Genomic DNA, 18,491 nt, shown 5'->3' on the forward strand with positions numbered 1-18,491 from the left:
ATAGGGTTATTTTAATACAGAGAAAAGTATAAGAGGTGCGTTACGCTTTGATAACGCACCTCTTATATTTTTAATTTAAGTTATTATTTAATATAACTTGTGATTTCGAAATATTTACCTACTGTTTTGATTTTATCGTAAAACGATTTTAAAATTTCAGCGTTAAGGTTTGCCCAATTGATATCAGTTGCATATTGGTGTGTACCTGGGTGATCAGGGTTCCAACGCATTTTGTAAAGAGTATTTTGACCAGCTTTAATATAATCTTGACCGATGAACTTAGCACCACCGATGATAGCTTTAGATACTGAGTTCCATCCAGCATTTTTAGCATAATTAACAGCACTTGCAATAGGGTTACTATCATAAGCTGCAATACCAAATACATTATAGTATTTGTTCGCATTTTTAGTAGTCACTTTATTATTCACTACATCGGCACCTTTAGCTAATTGTGATTGACCATTTCCAGTTTCAAGTAAAGCATGAGCAATTAAGTAAATTTCATTAATTCCTGCTGCTTTAGCTGCGTCACTAAATGCTTGACCTTGATTTTCAAGCACGCCTTTACCTTTAAGTAACGTATTCATGCTTGCTACTGATAAGTTTTGTGGACGATCTAAACGTAAGAATTGATATTTAAGTGTATTATCTTTAGATAAAGTTTCAGGATTCATTGCATTTTTAATTTCACTAGCTGAAGCATTTGACCATCCATATCCATTACGTTGAACTTGTGGTTTTGCACCATAAGCATTTTGTTGTTTCGCCACAGCTTGGTTTAATGTTTGATATGATTTTGAACTTTTAACTAATTGTTTTTTTAAATCTGTATCTTTAATCCATACATATTTACCGTTACTTAATTTACCATAGTACCAAGTTTTGCCATTAACGACTTTACGCTTAGTCACATGGAAAGGTTGTTCATTATACGGTTTCAAAGCATAAGCTTTCGCTGAAGAAGGTGAGTCATAGTAAAAGCTATTTGCACTATCAATAATTAAATCATCGTTATAATTTTCAGCATTATCAACAGTAGTGTTAGCTGTTAAATCATTTTGCGCGATCCAACCTGTTTTACCATTTACTGTGCCGTAGTAATAAGTTGTATTGCCAATAGTAGCAGCTTTTGAAACTTTGAATGTTTGGTTCGCTAAATTTTTATTATCTAAACGTTGTTGTGGTGTACCCCAAGCTACTGAATAAAGTCCGTTATTTGCTTTATTAACAGTATAAGTACCAGAAACTTTTTGTTCATTACTTAATGATTGAACATTTAAGTCTTTAACGTTGAACCAACCTAAAGGTGTATTTTGAGTTGGATTTTGTAATAGAACATAAGTGTTATCATCTATTGTTCTTTCTTTAGTTACTTTATAAGTTTTATTAGCGTATTTCGCTGCATTTTTACCGTTTTTATCATAAACAGTAGCACGGATACCCTCATTTTTAGCATTCACTTGTGCCATACCAGATACCGTTTGTGTTGTAGCAGATTTAGTAGCTGTAGCAGATTTAGTAGCTGTAGCAGGTTTAGCAGCTGCAGCAAATTTAGCATTGATACGAGGTTTAACCACATCATTGGCATTAACCCAGCCCCATACATTATTAACTACACCATGAAGGTACTTATCTTTACCAATTTGAACTGTATCGATTGATCTTAGTTCTTGATTGCTTTTAGTAGTAGTCGTTTTGATTTGGTTTTTGCTGCCCCAAGGCGTACTATACACATTTGCATTCTTATTTAATTTATAAGAAGTGACATCTGTTTTAGTAGGTGTAGCTGTCTTCACAGAAATATCTGATGATGGGACCCATCCACGCAATTGACCACTATTGTAATCAGAAATTAAGTAAAAATCTTGATTATTTAAATTAGCTTTTTTAGTGATACGATACGTATTACCGTTAAGTTCAGGATTTGCTTTAGCAGCCTTATCGTAAACTGTTGTATATGCACCTTTACTCTTAGTTGAAACTTGACCAAGGGTATTTTTTAAGTCTGAAACTTTCATTACATTTGCTTTAGGTGCTGAATATGGGCTTAAGTAATATTGACTTACCCAACCATTTTGTCCGTTAACTGAACCATATAAATAAGTAGCTGTGCCTACTTGTTGAGATTTAGTTGCTTTAAATGGTGCAGTATTTGATTTAGAAACAGTGCCTGCTTTTTGATTGTAATTACCCCAAGGTACTGTATATAACGTTGAACCAGGTTTAATAGTATAAGATTGGTTAACTTTTACTGGAGATTTAACAGTATTGTAAGTTGTTTCGTTTTGTTTAACCCAGCCGTATGTTTTGCCACTATTATAATCAGAAAGCAAGTAATATTTGTCTGAACCTAATTGAGCTGATTTAGTAACTGATAATGTATTATGAACTTGGTCAGTAGCTTTTCCTTTATCATCGTAAACAGTAGTGTAAACACCACTATTATCCGTATTGATTTGAGCTAAGCCAGTAGTTGGTTTAACAGTTAACTTGTCATTTTTAGCAGTGTTTGAACTGTTATTTCCTTTACTACTATTGTTGTTATTAGTACCTGAATTGTTATTTGAAGTATTACTTGATGTTGTGCCCCAAGGTGCTACTTGTCCAGTTTTAATTAAATATTTTTCATTAATTAAATCGTATAATTCATCATAGCTATAGTTATGTGCTTGGAAGTAAGCATGTGGATCTGAATGGTCAGAGCCACCTAAGTAACGACTAACAGCGTAATGTGTCCATACTGTACCTTGACCATCATACTCGGCACTATCTGGTTGTAAATCATAGTATTGTAATTGAGTAGCGGCATAATCCGCATAGTTATTCATTGAGCGTGCGAATGAATCATAGTCATGAGTATGCACGATTTCAACGTTGATGTAACGTTCGTTACCTTGCGGACCTGCGCCCCAAGATAAGTAATCTGTTGGTGCTGTTTCAATGATACGATCACCATCAACAAAAGCATGTACAAAAGCGTTTTGATAGTTATTCTTCATATAATTGATTTCGCCTTCGATAGTAGAGTTATCGTTAGCAGTATCATGGACAACAATTCCTTCAGGTTTACCTACACCGTTACGATAGCCATATTGAGGAAAATAAGATGTATAATCTTCTTCAATTCTTGGCGCTTGGAAATTGTGAGAACGAATATAATTGTTAATTGATGAACTCACTTGTGGTTTATATTTAGGTAATGATGAAGTAGTCGCATAACGTTTTACAGCACGAACGTTAGTAGCAGGGCCACCTTTACCACCTACAGATTTAACAGCTGAATCACCAGTTGTTGGTTGAGCATAAGTTGTTACGTTTTTATTTGTTTTATTTTGTGTTTGTGCGTTAGTTGTAGGGTTAGTTTGTTTAGTTTGTGTTGATGCTGTGTTATTTTGAGCTGATGCTTTACTTGTTTTAGTTGTGTCGTTTTGAGTCTTAAGTTGTTCATTATTTTGTGTAGCAGTTGTGTTTTTCGCATTTACTGCTGAATTAGTATTTGCTTTTTGAACATTAGTTGTTTGTGTGCTGTTTTGAGTCTTGTTGACACTATTATTTGAATTTAATGTTGTAGATGTTTGAGCTTTAGGTTGTGCTTGTGTAGCTGTGTTAGCTTTTGAGACATCTTGTTTTTGAGTATTTTGATTCGTATTAGCAACAGCTGATTGTTGTTTGTTGCTATTACTATTTTGAGTTGTAGCTGCTTTATTAGATTGTGATGCATTACTATTTTGTGTCGTCACGTTTTGATTACTATTTAAGTTTTGTTGATTAGATACGACTTGATTTTTCTGTTGTGATGCAGTTTGTGTATTATTATTTGAATTTGTTGTATTTGATTGTTGAGCGTTATTTGCTTGAGTAGCGTTTGATGCTTGTGCACTACTTGTTTTATTAGTTGTAGTATTATTAGTTGCAACATTATTGTTTGTAGCTGCTTTGTTCACATTTGTATTGCTTGAATATGCAACACTAGTATTGTTTTGAGCCTTAGATTGGCTATTTGAATTATGTAAATTATCTAAGTTAGCATCATATGTACGAACATTAGAAGAAGTGTTAGCTTTTACTTCAGATGGATTGTGATAAGCTTGAACGCCAGAAATATTTTGAGTTGACTGTGTTACTTGTTGTTTCGCTTGTGTAGCACCTTTTAATTGATGTTGATCGTCAACTACATTTTTAGCGTCAGCATTAGTTTGATTGTTTTCAGCTGCATGAGCTTGGTGTGATGTAAATGCAGCACCAAATAGGGTAATTGCAATCATTGAAGGCAATTTAAGGTTGAATTTTTTTGTCATTTTTTTACTCCTCACAAATTTCTTTATACTTCGTATAATTTTTACTACTCCACCATTATAATAATTATTCGTTTGTTAATAATTAATTTAACTATATTGTAAACTAACTTTAATTTTTCTTTTTATTTTTTAACAAAAAATAATTATACTAACGGTGGCTAAAAAGCTAAGAATAAAATACTAAACATTTTAAATATCAATTATTTTTAGAAAAATATTTATTTTACATTGGTATTTATATGTTTAGTTAAACGATAGAGATAAATTTAATTGCTTACTAGTGTAAGTAGAATTAAGGATTAGATATTTTTATACATTTTAATATGTTCAATATTTTCCTCTAAAAATATCTCACCTGTAGGGGTGTAACCTAATTTTTCGTAAAAACCTTGGGCTTGTGTTTGAGCATTTAAAACAAGACGCTGATGTCCTTGTTCTTTAGCAAAGCGCTCTGTAGCAGTCATTAAAGCATGCCCATAGCCATATTTACGATATTCTTTTAAGATGGCCACACGTTCTATTTTAACAACATCTTCAAAAGGTCGAAACCGTGCACAAGCAAATGGTTGGTGATCTTGATCGTACCCAATAATGTGAGTAGATTGTTCTTCAAATTCATCGAGTTCGTTTTCAAGAGGCACTCCTTGTTCTTTCACAAATACTTCTTTTCTAATTGCAAAGCAGGCTGATAACATATCTTTATTTTTTACAATTTCAAACATTGTTTAGTTCTCCTTTTTTAAAAAATTAGTATTAGTCAAGATGAATATAAATATAGGGTTATTCTATATTAGATAATGATATAAAAATAGAGCGGACCAGAAATCAATAGTAATTAAATAGATTTCCTCGGCCCGCTCATTGCATAAATGTTTATGATTAAAGAGCTTCTTGACGCACGATGGCACAGTATTGCCAAAAAATTCTAAGTTGCGCAATATTCCAGTTGTTCATTCCCATAGTAAAGCCAGAAGGTTTAAATAAGTTGACATCAGTAACTTCTAACGCCGCTGCAATTAAATATTGAAGCGGTATGCTGATATTTTGCATTGTTTCTGTAATGCCATTCTCATTGTAAACCCAAGAAAATGGTAGCTCTGATTCAAATACATCTACTTTATTGAAAATTTCTGGAAGAGCTACGATATAGCAAGCACCATTTACAACAGGGTTCTCTGACGTATTACCATAATACAATAATAAAGCTTCATAATTCTCACGATGTTCATGATTAACGTAGAAGAATTCATTTCTAAATAACGCCATATCTTTACTATGAATGATTTGTTGTTCTAAAACATTGAACATCCCGTTGATATTGGCAACTTTTTCATATGTTTTACGTGACATTGTACGTGCTCCTTTCAACTTAATATAACTGATTGTTTTGATTATTATTATCTAATTCATTAGATTGATCTGGAATATACGTAGCGTCTGAGTTGTTATCATTTGAAGACGATTGGTTGGTATCGTCATTTGTATTGTTTTGTTCATTATTGTAAGAATTAGTATCTTCCGTATTATTATCTGTTGCGTTATTATTTTTATCTTTTGAAGTTGTATCTTTTTGATTATCTTTTAATAAAGACTGATCTAATGGTGTTAATGGAACTAATGAGCCATAATGCTTAATAACACGTTCATCTAAAAACTCTTTCTTATCTGTTATTTTAGATAGTCCTAAATCTGAACGCAATAAATTTGAATATTTGGCGATACTATCCACGCTTGGATTATAGTAATAGATACCATCTAAGTAATCATCTTTACCTTTAAGTTGAGACTTTTTAAAGTCTATATCATCAGATAAATACATAGAAGCGAGACTTTTGATTTCTTGAGATGTTAAATTATGTTTCGCATTTTTACCCACGATTTGAACTAATTCATCTAATTTACTATATGAATTTAAATCTTTTGCTTTTTGGAAAAGAAGTTTAATTAAATCCATTTGGCGTTCGCCACGTTTAAGATCAGAATCATGATGGCGCGTTCTTGCTACAGCTAACGCTTCATCGCCATTAAGTTTTTGGTAGCCTTTTTTGATTTTAATTCTACCAGTGTCATCTGTGTTAGGTTCATTTAAATCATAAGGTACATCATAATAAATGCCACCAAGCTCATCAACTGCTTGAACAAATGCATCCATATTAATTCGAACGTAGTAGTCAACTGGTACGTTTAATGTTGCTTCTACAGAATCCATTGCAGCTATCGGACCACCATAAGCATGAGCATGGGTGATTTTATCGTAATAGCCGACCTTAGGAATATAACTAATTGTATCACGGGGGATACTTAGTAATCTAATTTGATGTTTTTGAGGACTAAGGGTTGAAAGGATCATTGAATCTGTTCTTGAGTGTTCTGTAGTTTGACCATTTTTTCTACGGCCTTCATTATCATCAATACCTAAAAATAAAATTGAAACAGCATCTTTAGATGGGTCAACTTTTCCTTTTCTTAAGTTTGATTCTCGATTGGCATCGTCTTTGCTATAAGAATCTTTCATAGCATCTTCAGAACTATGATATAAATTGATAATAAAAATTGCAGGAACCACTATAAGAACTAAAGTCAATAACATCATAAAGTATTTTAAAAATCGGTTCATAACTTTTGCTCCTATACTAAATTTTTAATAGTTATCAGTTAAATTAAGAAATTATAAACTATTATCTTATTTATAGAGGTTATATTTCCTATTTTTATTTAAAATAATATATTTTTCACTAAGATGACTTAAATTGCTTAAATTTTTAAATAATCTTTAACTCTCATAACCATAAATTGTATTACTCTTTGGGTGAAATTACAACTTAAATTTTGTAACAAATAAATGGATAGAAGTTAAATTATTATTTCCACTTAAGCTTATTTAAATGAAAATATATTTTACTTTATCGGGCTAAAGGATGATGTACTTTTTTAGAAAAAGAGTATGATAAGTTAAAGATGAATTCTTTTATAGCATAATATATAATATAAAATAATAAGTGAATATAAATTAAATGGATAACTTAATTTTATTATAGCGATATCCGTTTAATTATAAAGAGGCAACAGATGAAGACAAATAAAATTAAAGCAGTATTTTTTACAGTAGTATTATGTGTGCTAGTTTTATTGATTATCATTTTCTCAATGAAACTAATCAGCGCTAGACAAAAACAAAGCGAATATAATAAAGAAAATGATAATAAAATGTATCTTTTAAATAGAGATAAAGAGCCAAAGAAAATTCAGCATTTAAAAACGGTTGAAGCGAACGATATTAATATGAAAAACATTGATACATATTTAAACGATGTACAATTTAACGGCTCAATCACAATCCTTGATCGTGGGAAATTAGTCTTAAACAAAGGCTATGGCTACCGTAATATTAAAAAAGGTGTTAAAAACACACCAGATACAATGTATTTAATTGGTTCAGCTCAAAAATTTACTACAGGCTTAATATTAAAAAAATTAGAATTAGAAAATAAAATCAATATTAATGATCCAGTAACTAAATACCTTCCATGGTTTAAAACTTCTAAGACGATTACTTTAAAAGATTTAATGTTACATAGAAGTGGGTTGTATAAATTTGAGGCTTCTCCAAAGTCTAAAAGTTTAGATAGTGCAGTGCACATGATTCAACAAAGAGGCATTGATAATAAGTTTTATCATAAACATTTATATAATGATGCAAACTATTTAGTTTTAGCACAAGTAATTGAAAAAGTTACACATAAGTCATATGTTGAAAATTATTATGAAGACATTGCTAAGCCAAATGGTTTAGAGAATAGTGCATTTTTCAATGAAAAACCTTACCAAAAATATATGGCTACTGGCTACAAGATTATCAACAATAAGCTTAAAACGATGCATCCAAATATTTTAGACCAGTACTATGGTGCAGGTAATTTATTTATGACAACGTATGACATGGCACAGTTAGTTCAGAACTTGCAACAAAATAAAATATTTAATGAATCTACAACAACGCCTTTATTACAACAAATGGGAAGCACAATGTATCCAGAATCGTATCGTTATGGTTTTTACGTTAGTCCACAACGTGATCGTATTAATGGGGTATTTTTCGGACAAATATTCACTGTGTACTTTAACCAACGTTACACGGTTGTAATGGGAACTAATATTGCAAATGAGAACAAAGTTTCAAATGAAAATAAAATCTCCCATATTTATGATAGATTATTAAATCAAACATCATATTACAGTTACTAAAAAGCAACAACGCTGTATTGATTTAGAATGAATACTAATTATTCACTCTAACAATACAGCGTTATCTTTATGTGCAAAATATTATTTACATTCTTTAAGCATATCTAAAAAGACTTTTTCATAATTATCATTAAATGTAGATGTGACTACACTACAATTAGGATAGTCAGTTTTAAAATTCACTACAGTAGCGCCACGCGTCAAACTACCTTGTAACTCAATTTGAACATCAGCTTCTTTAACCTCATAATTCGCGCTATCCATCAGATATAAAATAGTAAAAACATCATACAATTTTAAACCTATTTCGAAATCATCTTCTCTATAATGTTGGAATATATTATAAAGCATTGAACTCGTTTGATTCATCTTTTCAAAAGAAGTAATAAACTCGTGGGTAAATAACGCTTGGCGTGCTAAATCTAAGCCAATCATCGTTAAAGGCAAGCCACTGTTAAATACTATATGTGCAGCTTCGGGGTCACAATAAATATTAAATTCCGCTAGGGGAGTTACATTCCCACGGCCTGTGCTTCCACCCATCAAAATAATTTCTTTAACATAAGTTTTGCTTTCAGGATAGGTATTGAAAAGTAGGGCAATATTAGTTAGTGGACCTAAAGCAATAAGGGTAATAGGTTCCTCAGCGTTTACTAAAATATTATACATAGCTTCTACTGAATGGGTTGAAGTAAGTTCTTCTGAAGAAATGTCTGGAAACTCATAACCATCCATCCCACTCTCTCCATGAACATGGCTCGCGCTATTTATTTCGTTTAATAAAGGTTTCGCAGCTCCTTTATGAACAGCAACATCGCTGTCAAAAAAGGATTTAAGTTTTAGTGCATTCATAGTTGTCTTTTCAATGTCAACATTGCCATTAACAGTAGAAATCATCTTAACGTCAAAGTTAGGGTGGCACAGGGCTAAACTAATCGCAGCTGCATCATCTATACCAGGATCCGTATCTATGATAATAGGTAATGCCATCTCAATTACCTCCTAAATAATAATTATCTTATTTTTAATTTTACTATTAATGAGTTGGATAAGCATTTATTAATACAAAAGAATAGGGGATTTGCAGTTAAAGCGTTTGAAAATAGATATAAAAAAACCTGCATGAAACGAAAATCGTTTCAATACAGGTTTTAGAAGCAGGGCGCTTATTAAATTATAAGTGGTGAGAATGTCCACCTTGCATAACCCAATAAGTACCAATAACTGTGATTAAAGTGATAATAATCGCAAAGATAACTTTGAACGATTGTAAACGACCATCTTTACCTTCAGTTAAGTGCATGAACATTAATAATTGAACTGCAGCTTGAATGAAAGCAAAACCAAAGATGATAGTTGTTTTAGCTTGAAATGTCATGTTTGTGTATAGTGTTACGAAAACTGCTAATAACGTTAAAACGATTGAGGCAATAAAGCCGACTGTGTGTTTTACAATTGTATTCATCCGCTATACACCATCCCTATCATATATACGGCAGTAAAGATGAAGATCCAAACAACATCTAAGAAGTGCCAGTATAAACTTACGATAAATAATTTTGGAGCATTAAATTTATTTAATCCACGTGTAGCAACTTGGATTAATAAACAAATAATCCAACCAATACCTAATGATACGTGGGCACCGTGAGTACCTAATAGGATGAAGAAACTTGACCAGTAAGAACTTAATTTAGGTGTTACACCTTCAGATGCATAGTGACTGAACTCGTAAATTTCGAATCCAACGAATACTAAACCTAAAAGCACTGTAAGAATCATCCAAAACATCATTAAGCTTTGTTTCTCTTTACGCATGTAGTAAATTGCAATACCACATGTATATGAACTGATTAATAAGGCAAATGTCATGATTAAAACGAGTGGTAACTCGAATAATTCAGTTGTCATTTTGCCACCGTAATCGCCACCGTGTTGCAACGTTAATAACGTTGCAAACAGGGTACCGAATAACGCGAATTCGGCTGTAAGGAAAATCCAGAAGCCAAGTTTATTTAATTGACCTTCGTGCGTACGTGAATCAACAGTATTTGTATCATGACTCATGACCTACAGCCTCCCTTTCTTTAATACGAGCTTCTCTTAAGCGAGCTTCATTCTCGGCAACTTCAGAAGCAGGGATATGATATCCATGGTCTTGTACGAAACTTTGATAAATTAATGTACCTAAAATACCAACTAAGCAGATAATTGCAGGAACAATAGTATCAAAGATTAAGAAGAAACCACCGATTAACATGAAGATACCCATGAAGAAACCAGTATGAGTATTGTTTGGCATATGAATATCTTTGTAATTATGGTTATCTAAGAAGTGACGACCATGTTCTTTCATATCAACAAATGTATCGTAGTCATTCCAATCTGGAGTAATGGCAAAGTTGTATTTAGGTGGAATTGCTGAAGCAGTTGACCATTCTAAAGTACGTCCTAAACCATCCCAGTTATCACCAGTTGCTTCGCGAGGTGATTTAATATGACTGTAAACGATGCTTGCTACTAAGAATAGGAAGCCAACAGCCATCATTAATGCTCCGATAGTTGAAATAACGTTTAGTAACCACCAACCATCTGATGGCATGTAAGTGTATAAACGACGTGGCATACCATCTAATCCAAGAATGAATTGTGGTAAGAAACATACGTTAAATCCAATCATGAATAACCAGAAGCACCACATGTTAAGTTTTTCATTTAATTTGTAACCCATCATCTTAGGATACCAGAAGATTAAACCAGCTAGGCAGGCAAATACTACACCAGTAACTAATGTGTAATGGAAGTGGGCTACTAAGAAATAAGTATTGTGATATTGATAGTCAGCAGATGCCATCGCTAACATTACACCTGTAACCCCACCTAATAAGAAGTTAGGGATGAAGGCTAATGAGAATAACATAGGTGACTCGAAAGTAATACGCCCTTTGTACAATGTTAATAACCAGTTGAATAATTTAACTCCGGTAGGAACACCGATTAACATTGTTGAGATTGAGAAGAATGAGTTAATTAAAGCACCATTACCCATTGTGAAGAAATGGTGAACCCAAACTAAGAAACTTAAGAATGCGATACCAGCAGTTGCCCACACCATGCTTTGGTGTCCGAATAAACGTTTACGAGCAAATGTTGGAATAATTTCTGAATAAATACCAAATGCAGGCAAGATAACGATATATACCTCAGGGTGCCCCCATACCCAGAAGAAGTTTGCCCATAACATTGGCATACCGCCGTCTGCTACTGTGAAGAAATGAGTTCCGAATATACGGTCAGCTGTCATTAATGCAAGAACAACTGTGAATACTGGGAACGCTAAAATTACGATTAAAGTCGTAATGAAAGTTGTTACAGTAAACATTGGCATTTGCATGAATTTCATAGTTGGAGTTTTACATCTTAAAATTGTTACGAAGAAGTTGATACCAGTCATTAGGGTACCGATACCCGAAATCTGAATCGCAACTAAGTAGTAGTTAACTCCAGGTCCTGGACTAAATTCGCCAGCTAATGGCGCGTAGTTTGTCCAACCAGCTGCTGGTGATCCACCTACGATGAATGAAAGGTTGAATAAGATCATACCAACAAAGAATAACCAGAAACTAATGTTATTCATAACTGGGAATGCCACATCTCGTGCCCCAATTTGTAAAGGAACTACTACGTTCCATAAACCAAAAATGAACGGCATGGCCATAAAGATAATCATGATTACGCCGTGCGTACTGAAAATTTCGTTATAGTGGTTTGATTCTAAGAATTTGTTATCTGGAATCGTTAATTGAGTACGTAATAATAACGCGTCAATACCACCACGGACGAACATTAATACCGCACAGATTAAGTACATTAAACCGATTTTTTTATGGTCTACGGATGTGAACCATTCTTTATAAAGATATTTCCATAATTTGAAATAAGTAATTACTGCGATAAGTCCGATAACTAAGAATGGCGCACCAATTTGGGCCATTGTAATCATCCAGTTACCTTTAACGAGCAATTGATCCCATGGAAAATTCATTAATGTTCACCTCCATGATCATTGTCTTTGTGCTGAAGCTTAGACGCATTTTCGTCTTTAGCTCCTTTATTGATTTTTTCCATTTCCTCAGAATTATGAGATTCTTCTTTCTTGAATTCATTATCATAAGGATCGTTGTTGCCTAAAATCATTGGCTTCATACCATGACGCTTATAGTTAGCGTTAGTAATTTGAACCTTACGAGCTGGTTTCTGAGGTTTATCTGTTACATCTTCATATAATTTGTCTTCAGGAACGAAGTTTGGATCTTTTTGAACGTAATTGTAACGTTTATAAGCATAGAAGATGTACTCTGGATCAGCTGCAGGGTCAACGAATGCCATATGTGTACCATTGAATGTTAATTCTTTATTAGGCGTGCTTGGAAGAATTTGTTTATCAAACTCATCTTGGCTAATTGTTTTCTTACCTTTAGCATCTTTTACCCAAGCATCGAAATCTTTTTGGTCTACAGAGTGAACTTTGAATGTTTGACGAGCAAAACCTTCACCATTGAAGTTTGAGTTACGTCCTCTGAAAGTACCAGTTTGATCGGCTGTTAAAGTCCAATCCATTGTCATGCCAGTCATGGCATATTTTTGACCACCTAGTTGAGGAATCCAGAAACTAGTCATTGTGTCCATAGATTGTAATTTGAATACTACTGGACGATTTTTTGGAATAGTTAATGTATTAACTGTTTCAATTTTTTGTTCTGGATAAGCAAAGAACCATTTATATCCAGCACTTACTGCATAGACCACCATTGGATCTTCTTTACTTTCAGGTGGTTTTTCATAATCGTATAACGTTTTAACTGTTGGAATAGCTAAAGCGATAACGATAATGATAGGTACCACAAACCAAATTGTTTCAATTAAAGAATTGTGGTGCATCTTACCTGATTCGTTATTTTTATTGTAGCTATATTTGAAAATAAAAATAGCGAACATTGTAAGTACAACAGCAACAATAACAAGCATGAAGATGATTGAATAAATAATCAAGAACTTCTGACTACTTGCTACTGGCCCTTTTGCATTAAATACTTCTATGTTCGAACACCCGCTAAGTAAAACAAGCGTCCCAAACATTAGAAGCAAAGACTTAAATTTTGACACTTTTTTGACCTCCTAATACTACAAATGTAGGGCTTACCACTAATTTTAGTTTATTACGCGATATTTACAAGTACTTATAAGAAAAAAATTATATTTATAAATAGGAAAAAACTAATAACAATAGGAATGACGGGGAATGTAAGATTTGTTAAAATTATGTGTCTATTCTGTGAAAAATGACAAAATTGAGACTTAAGTGTTTGTAGTTGAGAAACGTTATCATTTTCAGCGTTTTCAAGGGTTTTAGACATAAAAAAAGATGAGAATTTTATCTCATCTGAATTTTATAAATATGACATTTTATTTAACTTCTATGTATCTAGTTGATGTTTCTTGAGCCCCATCTGAGTCAATAACATGATATTGTACTTTGTATTTGCCAACTTTTGATGTGTCAACATGACCATCTACCGTGATTTTATGAGTTAAATCGCCATCTTCTTTATCGAAAGCACTAATTCCATTTAATAAATTATACTTTTGACCTTTTTGAATAACAATATCATTGACGCCTTTAAGTTCAGGAGCGTGATTAGTTGTTGCTTCGGCACTTAAATTTGGGGTAACAAGAGTTGCGGAGACTCCGAGCGCTGAAAGTGACTGTATTAGTTTATTCATTACGTTAACCTCCGAATTAATAAATCGTTGTTTTGTTTAATTAAACTATACTTTATTTTCTGATGATAAACATCATACTATAGTCTTAATATAGCGTATTACTTCTGAAATTTAAATAATATAAAGGAAAATATATATTAAGTTTATGTAAATTGAACATTTTGTGAAATCAATAACAATTATTAACGCAACTTTTTTAAAATGTATTACAATATGGTTGTAGTCATTACGAGTTATAAATAATGGGAGTGATTTTTAGTGTTAAATGAACAAGAAAAGGCTATTATCAAAGAAACAGTGCCTGTATTACAAGAAAAGGGAACAGAAATAACATCTTATTTCTATAAAAGAATGTTTAAACAACATCCTGAATTAAAAAATATGTTTAACCAAACTAACCAGCAGAAGGGTTTTCAATCTACTGCGTTAGCTCAAAGTGTGTTAGCAGCAGCAGTTAATATTGAAAATTTAGCTAACATTTTGCCGGTTGTTAAAGAAATCGCTTATAAACACTGTGCTTTACAAGTACCACCTGCAGGCTACGATATTGTGGGAGAAAATTTAATAGAAGCAATCAAAGCAGTCGTAGGTCTTGGTGATGAGGATCCAATTATTCAAACTTGGAAAAAAGCATATCAAGAAATCGCTGATGTATTTATCCAAGTTGAAAAAGACATTTACAGTAAAATGTTATGGGATGGATTCAAACCTTTCAAAATTGAAAAAATTGAACAACTTTCATCAAACATTAAAGCATTTACAGTTACTTCAAATGAATATGATTTAAGTCAATTTATTCCTGGTAACTATATTACAGTAGATGTAAGTAGTAGCAAAATGCCTTATCGTGCAAAACGTCATTATTCAATCGTAGGCGGAGACAACACACATTTAACATTTGCAGTTAAGAGAGATGTTACTACAGAGCATGAAGGTGAAGTTTCAACTATTTTACATGATGAATTAAAAGAGGGTGATGATATTAATTTATCAGCACCAGTTGGACCATTTATGGTAGAAAATACTGAACATCCTCAATTATTTATTGGAGCTGGCATTGGCGTTACACCGTTAGTTTCAATGTTTAGAGAAGTTGTTGATAAAGGTAGTCAAGCTCAGTTCATTCAAGTTACTGGAGATGTGAATGATACACCGTTCACTTCACTATTGAAAGATATTAGTGAAAAAGCAGAAACTGCTAATTATGAATTATATGACAGAGCGTCAAATGGTTATTTAACTAAAGAATATTTAGATAAATTTATTAATAATGAAACAGAAGTATATGTGTGTGGTGGAACTCAATTCCTTCAATCAGTTATTGAATTATTGAAAGAAATGGATGTTGACCAAAGCCATATCCACTTCGAAACATTTGTACCTAAATTAAGTGTGGCTGTTTAATAACTAAACCAAATATTAAAGGGATGATAAGCGAATTTATTTCGCTTATCATCCCTTTTTTTAATCATCAATTACATTAACGATCAATAGAATTATTCAATGCCACGACGCATTTTTTCAGCTAATAAAGTATTATTTAATACCATAGTGATTGTTAATGGGCCAACGCCACCTGGAACAGGAGTAATTGCGCCAGCTACTTCTTTAACTTCGTCAAATTCAACGTCACCTTTTAATTTACCGTTTTCATCTGGTGTATTACCTACATCGACAATAACAGCGTCTTCTTTAACGTCATCTTTAGTTACAAGACCAGGCTTACCAACTGCACTTACGATAACATCAGCATCTTTTAAATGACTGTGCATATCTTTAGTACGTGAATGTAAAATTGTTACAGTCGCATTAGCTTGTAATAATAATTTAGAAACTGGTTGACCAACAATGTGGCTACGACCGATAACAACTGCATTTTTACCTTCTAAATCGATATCAGCATGTTTTAAGATTTCCATAATACCTAGAGGTGTACATGGTACGAATGTTTGTTCATCGATATATAATTTACCGATATTTGATGGATGGAAACCATCAACGTCTTTTTCTGGATTAATAGCTTCTAGGATTTTTTGTTCACTTACTTGTTTTGGAAGTGGAACTTGAACTAAGATACCACTTACTGAATCATCATTATTTAAACGATCTAATTCTTTTAACACATCTTCTTCTGAAGTATCTTCGTCTAAATGAACAATTTCAGAAATCATGCCAATTTTTTCAGCAGCTTTCTTTTTAGAATTAACGTAACTTTGACTAGCTCCGTCATTTCCCACTAAGATAACAGATAATTTAGGAGTATAACCTTTTTCTTTTAAAGCTTCTACTTGATCTTGTAATCCCTGTCTGTAGTCCTTAGAAATTTGTTTCCCATCTAAAATTTTTGCAACCACAAAAAATTCCTCCTTGTTTGTTTAAATCATAATTATAGCTTAACTTTCAAACCCTAATTACGTCAAATTTTAGGCAAAAGACGTAAATTAAATTAAAAAATATAAATAAAGTTCGATTTTTAATTGAAAAAGCATTCAATGATTGTTATGCTATATCTGTAATATACAACTAATCGTATCAATATTTCAAACTTTTGAAAGGGTGTACAAAGTGAAAGTAGCAGTCATTATGGGTAGTTCCTCAGACTGGAAGATAATGCAAGAAAGTTGCGCAATGTTAGAGCAATTTGGAATTCCGTACGATAAGAAGGTAGTATCTGCACATCGTACGCCAAAGTTAATGTTCGATTTTGCAAGCCAAGCAAGAGCGAAAGGTTATGACATTATTATCGCTGGTGCAGGCGGAGCAGCTCATTTACCTGGAATGGTAGCATCAATGACGACGTTACCGGTTATTGGAGTTCCTATTGAGTCTAAAAGTTTAAAAGGTTTAGATTCATTATTATCAATTGTACAAATGCCTGGTGGTATTCCAGTTGCAACTACTGCCATTGGTACAGCTGGTGCAAAAAATGCTGGAATTTTAGCGGCAAGAATTTTAAGTATTGGTAATGAAAGCGTTCGTAAAAATTTAGAAAATTATGAACAATCACTTGTAGATAAAGTAGGTGAAATGCAAAATGAACTTCAATAAATTAAAGTTTGGTGACACGATTGGTATTATCGGCGGAGGACAGCTGGGCAAAATGATGGCACAATCTGCTCAGAAGAAGGGATTTAAAGTCGTATGTTTAGATCCTAATGCCGATAGTCCATGTAAACCAGTAGCGCATGAATTTATTAATGCCGCTTATGACGATGAACAAGCATTACAAGAGTTAGGTCGAAAAACTGACGTGATTACTTATGAATTTGAAAATATTTCGGCCGACCAACTTCAACACCTAACTGAACAATTTAATATTCCTCAAGGTTATCAAGCCATTCAATTATTACAAGACAGATTAACTGAAAAACAAACATTAGAGCAAGCAGGTTCTAAAATTGTTCCATTCTTGTCTGTTCAAAGTAATGATGACCTCCAAACGGTTATAAATGAATTAGGTTATCCTTTCATTCTGAAAACACGCTTTGGTGGTTATGATGGTAAAGGGCAAATACTAGTTAAAGATGAAACAAATATTGAAGAAGCTAAAGCACTTATTTCTAATCAAGAATGTGTAGCGGAACAATATTTAGATTTAGCACTTGAAGTTTCTTTAACAGTAACTATTGGTAATCAAAAGCAAATCACTTATTTCCCATTACAAGAAAACGAACACCGCAATCAAATACTATTTAAAACTATCGTGCCAGCGAGAAGCGATAAAGAACAAGAAGCAAGAGATGAAGTTAACAAAATTATTGAAGCAATACATTTCGTTGGAACATTTACGGTTGAATTCTTTATAGATAAAGACAATCACTTATTTGTAAATGAAATTGCACCACGTCCTCATAATTCCGGACATTATTCAATCGAAGCTTGTGATTATTCACAATTTGATACACATATCTTAGCAGTTACTGGACAAACACTTCCAAAATCAGTTGAAATATTGAAACCTGCCGTCATGATGAACTTGCTAGGTCGCGATTTAGACTTGTTAGAGGATAAATTTAGTGAACATCCTGAATGGCATATTCATATTTATGGCAAATCTGAACGTAAACCTGACCGTAAAATGGGCCATATGACTATTTTGACTGATGATATTGACGATACAGAAGCTAAAATGCTTAAGGAATTTGAAGGGAGAGAATAATT

At 32.8% G+C, this 18,491-nt stretch carries 15 protein-coding genes; 4 read left to right on the forward strand and 11 right to left on the reverse strand.

Translation table 11 applies throughout. From position 1 onward, the window contains the following. Positions 1-83: 83 nt before the first annotated feature. The 4 genes from CD127_RS05340 to CD127_RS05355 form a co-directional block, all read right to left on the reverse strand. Complete coding sequence (locus CD127_RS05340) at positions 84-4,301, reverse strand: glucosaminidase domain-containing protein (protein ID WP_103366015.1); 4,218 nt, start codon at positions 4,299-4,301, stop codon at positions 84-86. Positions 4,302-4,600: 299 nt separating this feature from the next. Then, positions 4,601-5,023, reverse strand: coding sequence for a GNAT family N-acetyltransferase (locus CD127_RS05345; protein WP_103366016.1), 423 nt, complete (start codon positions 5,021-5,023; stop codon positions 4,601-4,603). 157 nt (positions 5,024-5,180) lie between these two features. Further along, complete coding sequence (locus CD127_RS05350) at positions 5,181-5,651, reverse strand: DUF2538 family protein (protein WP_103299058.1); 471 nt, start codon at positions 5,649-5,651, stop codon at positions 5,181-5,183. 19 nt (positions 5,652-5,670) lie between these two features. Further along, positions 5,671-6,918 (reverse strand): LCP family protein, encoded by a 1,248-nt coding sequence (locus tag CD127_RS05355; RefSeq protein WP_103366017.1) that lies wholly within the window; start codon positions 6,916-6,918, stop codon positions 5,671-5,673. 452 nt (positions 6,919-7,370) lie between these two features. Here CD127_RS05355 and CD127_RS05360 point away from each other — a divergent pair, with 452 nt between their 5' ends. Next, complete coding sequence (locus CD127_RS05360) at positions 7,371-8,546, forward strand: serine hydrolase domain-containing protein (RefSeq protein WP_103366018.1); 1,176 nt, start codon at positions 7,371-7,373, stop codon at positions 8,544-8,546. A gap of 81 nt (positions 8,547-8,627) precedes the next feature. Here CD127_RS05360 and rihC read toward each other — a convergent pair whose 3' ends face one another. The 6 genes from rihC to CD127_RS05390 form a co-directional block, all read right to left on the reverse strand. Beyond that, positions 8,628-9,536: a ribonucleoside hydrolase RihC gene (rihC, locus tag CD127_RS05365; RefSeq protein ID WP_103366019.1), complete on the reverse strand. Its 909-nt coding sequence runs from the start codon at positions 9,534-9,536 to the stop codon at positions 8,628-8,630. A 184-nt stretch (positions 9,537-9,720) separates the two neighbouring features. Further along, on the reverse strand, positions 9,721-10,011 hold the full coding sequence (qoxD, locus tag CD127_RS05370; protein ID WP_103166768.1) for a cytochrome aa3 quinol oxidase subunit IV: 291 nt from the start codon (positions 10,009-10,011) through the stop codon (positions 9,721-9,723). Continuing rightward, a complete protein-coding gene (qoxC, locus tag CD127_RS05375; RefSeq protein ID WP_103298759.1) occupies positions 10,008-10,613 on the reverse strand; it encodes a cytochrome aa3 quinol oxidase subunit III in 606 nt (201 codons plus the stop codon). The genes qoxD and qoxC overlap by 4 nt, the downstream gene beginning before the upstream one ends. Beyond that, positions 10,603-12,591 carry a cytochrome aa3 quinol oxidase subunit I gene (gene qoxB / locus CD127_RS05380; RefSeq protein WP_103298760.1) on the reverse strand — a complete coding sequence of 663 codons (1,989 nt, stop codon included), beginning with the start codon at positions 12,589-12,591 and terminating at the stop codon, positions 10,603-10,605. The genes qoxC and qoxB overlap by 11 nt, the downstream gene beginning before the upstream one ends. After that, positions 12,591-13,712 carry a cytochrome aa3 quinol oxidase subunit II gene (qoxA, locus tag CD127_RS05385; protein ID WP_103366020.1) on the reverse strand — a complete coding sequence of 374 codons (1,122 nt, stop codon included), beginning with the start codon at positions 13,710-13,712 and terminating at the stop codon, positions 12,591-12,593. The genes qoxB and qoxA overlap by 1 nt, the downstream gene beginning before the upstream one ends. 300 nt (positions 13,713-14,012) lie before the next feature. Continuing rightward, the gene (locus tag CD127_RS05390; protein ID WP_103298762.1) at positions 14,013-14,330 is read right to left on the reverse strand and encodes a DUF5011 domain-containing protein; all 318 of its coding nucleotides are present in this window, start codon (positions 14,328-14,330) and stop codon (positions 14,013-14,015) included. Between the two features lie 258 nt (positions 14,331-14,588). Here CD127_RS05390 and CD127_RS05395 point away from each other — a divergent pair, with 258 nt between their 5' ends. Then, positions 14,589-15,734, forward strand: a complete 1,146-nt coding sequence (locus CD127_RS05395) for a globin domain-containing protein (RefSeq protein ID WP_103366021.1) — start codon at positions 14,589-14,591, stop codon at positions 15,732-15,734. 92 nt (positions 15,735-15,826) lie between these two features. Here the strand turns inward: CD127_RS05395 and folD are convergent, their stop codons facing one another. Beyond that, positions 15,827-16,684, reverse strand: coding sequence for a bifunctional methylenetetrahydrofolate dehydrogenase/methenyltetrahydrofolate cyclohydrolase FolD (gene folD / locus CD127_RS05400; RefSeq protein ID WP_103366022.1), 858 nt, complete (start codon positions 16,682-16,684; stop codon positions 15,827-15,829). A 211-nt stretch (positions 16,685-16,895) separates the two neighbouring features. Between folD and purE the strand changes: the two genes are divergently transcribed. Then, positions 16,896-17,378, forward strand: coding sequence for a 5-(carboxyamino)imidazole ribonucleotide mutase (gene purE / locus CD127_RS05405; RefSeq protein ID WP_103366023.1), 483 nt, complete (start codon positions 16,896-16,898; stop codon positions 17,376-17,378). Then, positions 17,365-18,489: a 5-(carboxyamino)imidazole ribonucleotide synthase gene (gene purK / locus CD127_RS05410; protein WP_103366024.1), complete on the forward strand. Its 1,125-nt coding sequence runs from the start codon at positions 17,365-17,367 to the stop codon at positions 18,487-18,489. The genes purE and purK overlap by 14 nt, the downstream gene beginning before the upstream one ends. Positions 18,490-18,491 lie beyond the last annotated feature (2 nt).

It is taken from the genome of Staphylococcus petrasii (assembly GCF_002902565.1).
In the GTDB taxonomy this organism is placed as follows: domain Bacteria; phylum Bacillota; class Bacilli; order Staphylococcales; family Staphylococcaceae; genus Staphylococcus; species Staphylococcus petrasii.

Coding starts and splice junctions, on each gene's coding strand:
- CD127_RS05345 (WP_103366016.1), bottom strand. CDS start 5,023: ATGTTTGAAATTGTAAAAAATAAAGATATGTTATCAGCCTGCTTTGCA.
- CD127_RS05355 (WP_103366017.1), bottom strand. CDS start 6,918: ATGAACCGATTTTTAAAATACTTTATGATGTTATTGACTTTAGTTCTT.
- rihC (WP_103366019.1), bottom strand. CDS start 9,536: ATGGCATTACCTATTATCATAGATACGGATCCTGGTATAGATGATGCA.
- CD127_RS05350 (WP_103299058.1), bottom strand. CDS start 5,651: ATGTCACGTAAAACATATGAAAAAGTTGCCAATATCAACGGGATGTTC.
- CD127_RS05360 (WP_103366018.1), top strand. CDS start 7,371: ATGAAGACAAATAAAATTAAAGCAGTATTTTTTACAGTAGTATTATGT.
- qoxB (WP_103298760.1), bottom strand. CDS start 12,591: ATGAATTTTCCATGGGATCAATTGCTCGTTAAAGGTAACTGGATGATT.
- CD127_RS05390 (WP_103298762.1), bottom strand. CDS start 14,330: ATGAATAAACTAATACAGTCACTTTCAGCGCTCGGAGTCTCCGCAACT.
- qoxC (WP_103298759.1), bottom strand. CDS start 10,613: ATGAGTCATGATACAAATACTGTTGATTCACGTACGCACGAAGGTCAA.
- CD127_RS05340 (WP_103366015.1), bottom strand. CDS start 4,301: ATGACAAAAAAATTCAACCTTAAATTGCCTTCAATGATTGCAATTACC.
- purK (WP_103366024.1), top strand. CDS start 17,365: ATGAACTTCAATAAATTAAAGTTTGGTGACACGATTGGTATTATCGGC.
- qoxD (WP_103166768.1), bottom strand. CDS start 10,011: ATGAATACAATTGTAAAACACACAGTCGGCTTTATTGCCTCAATCGTT.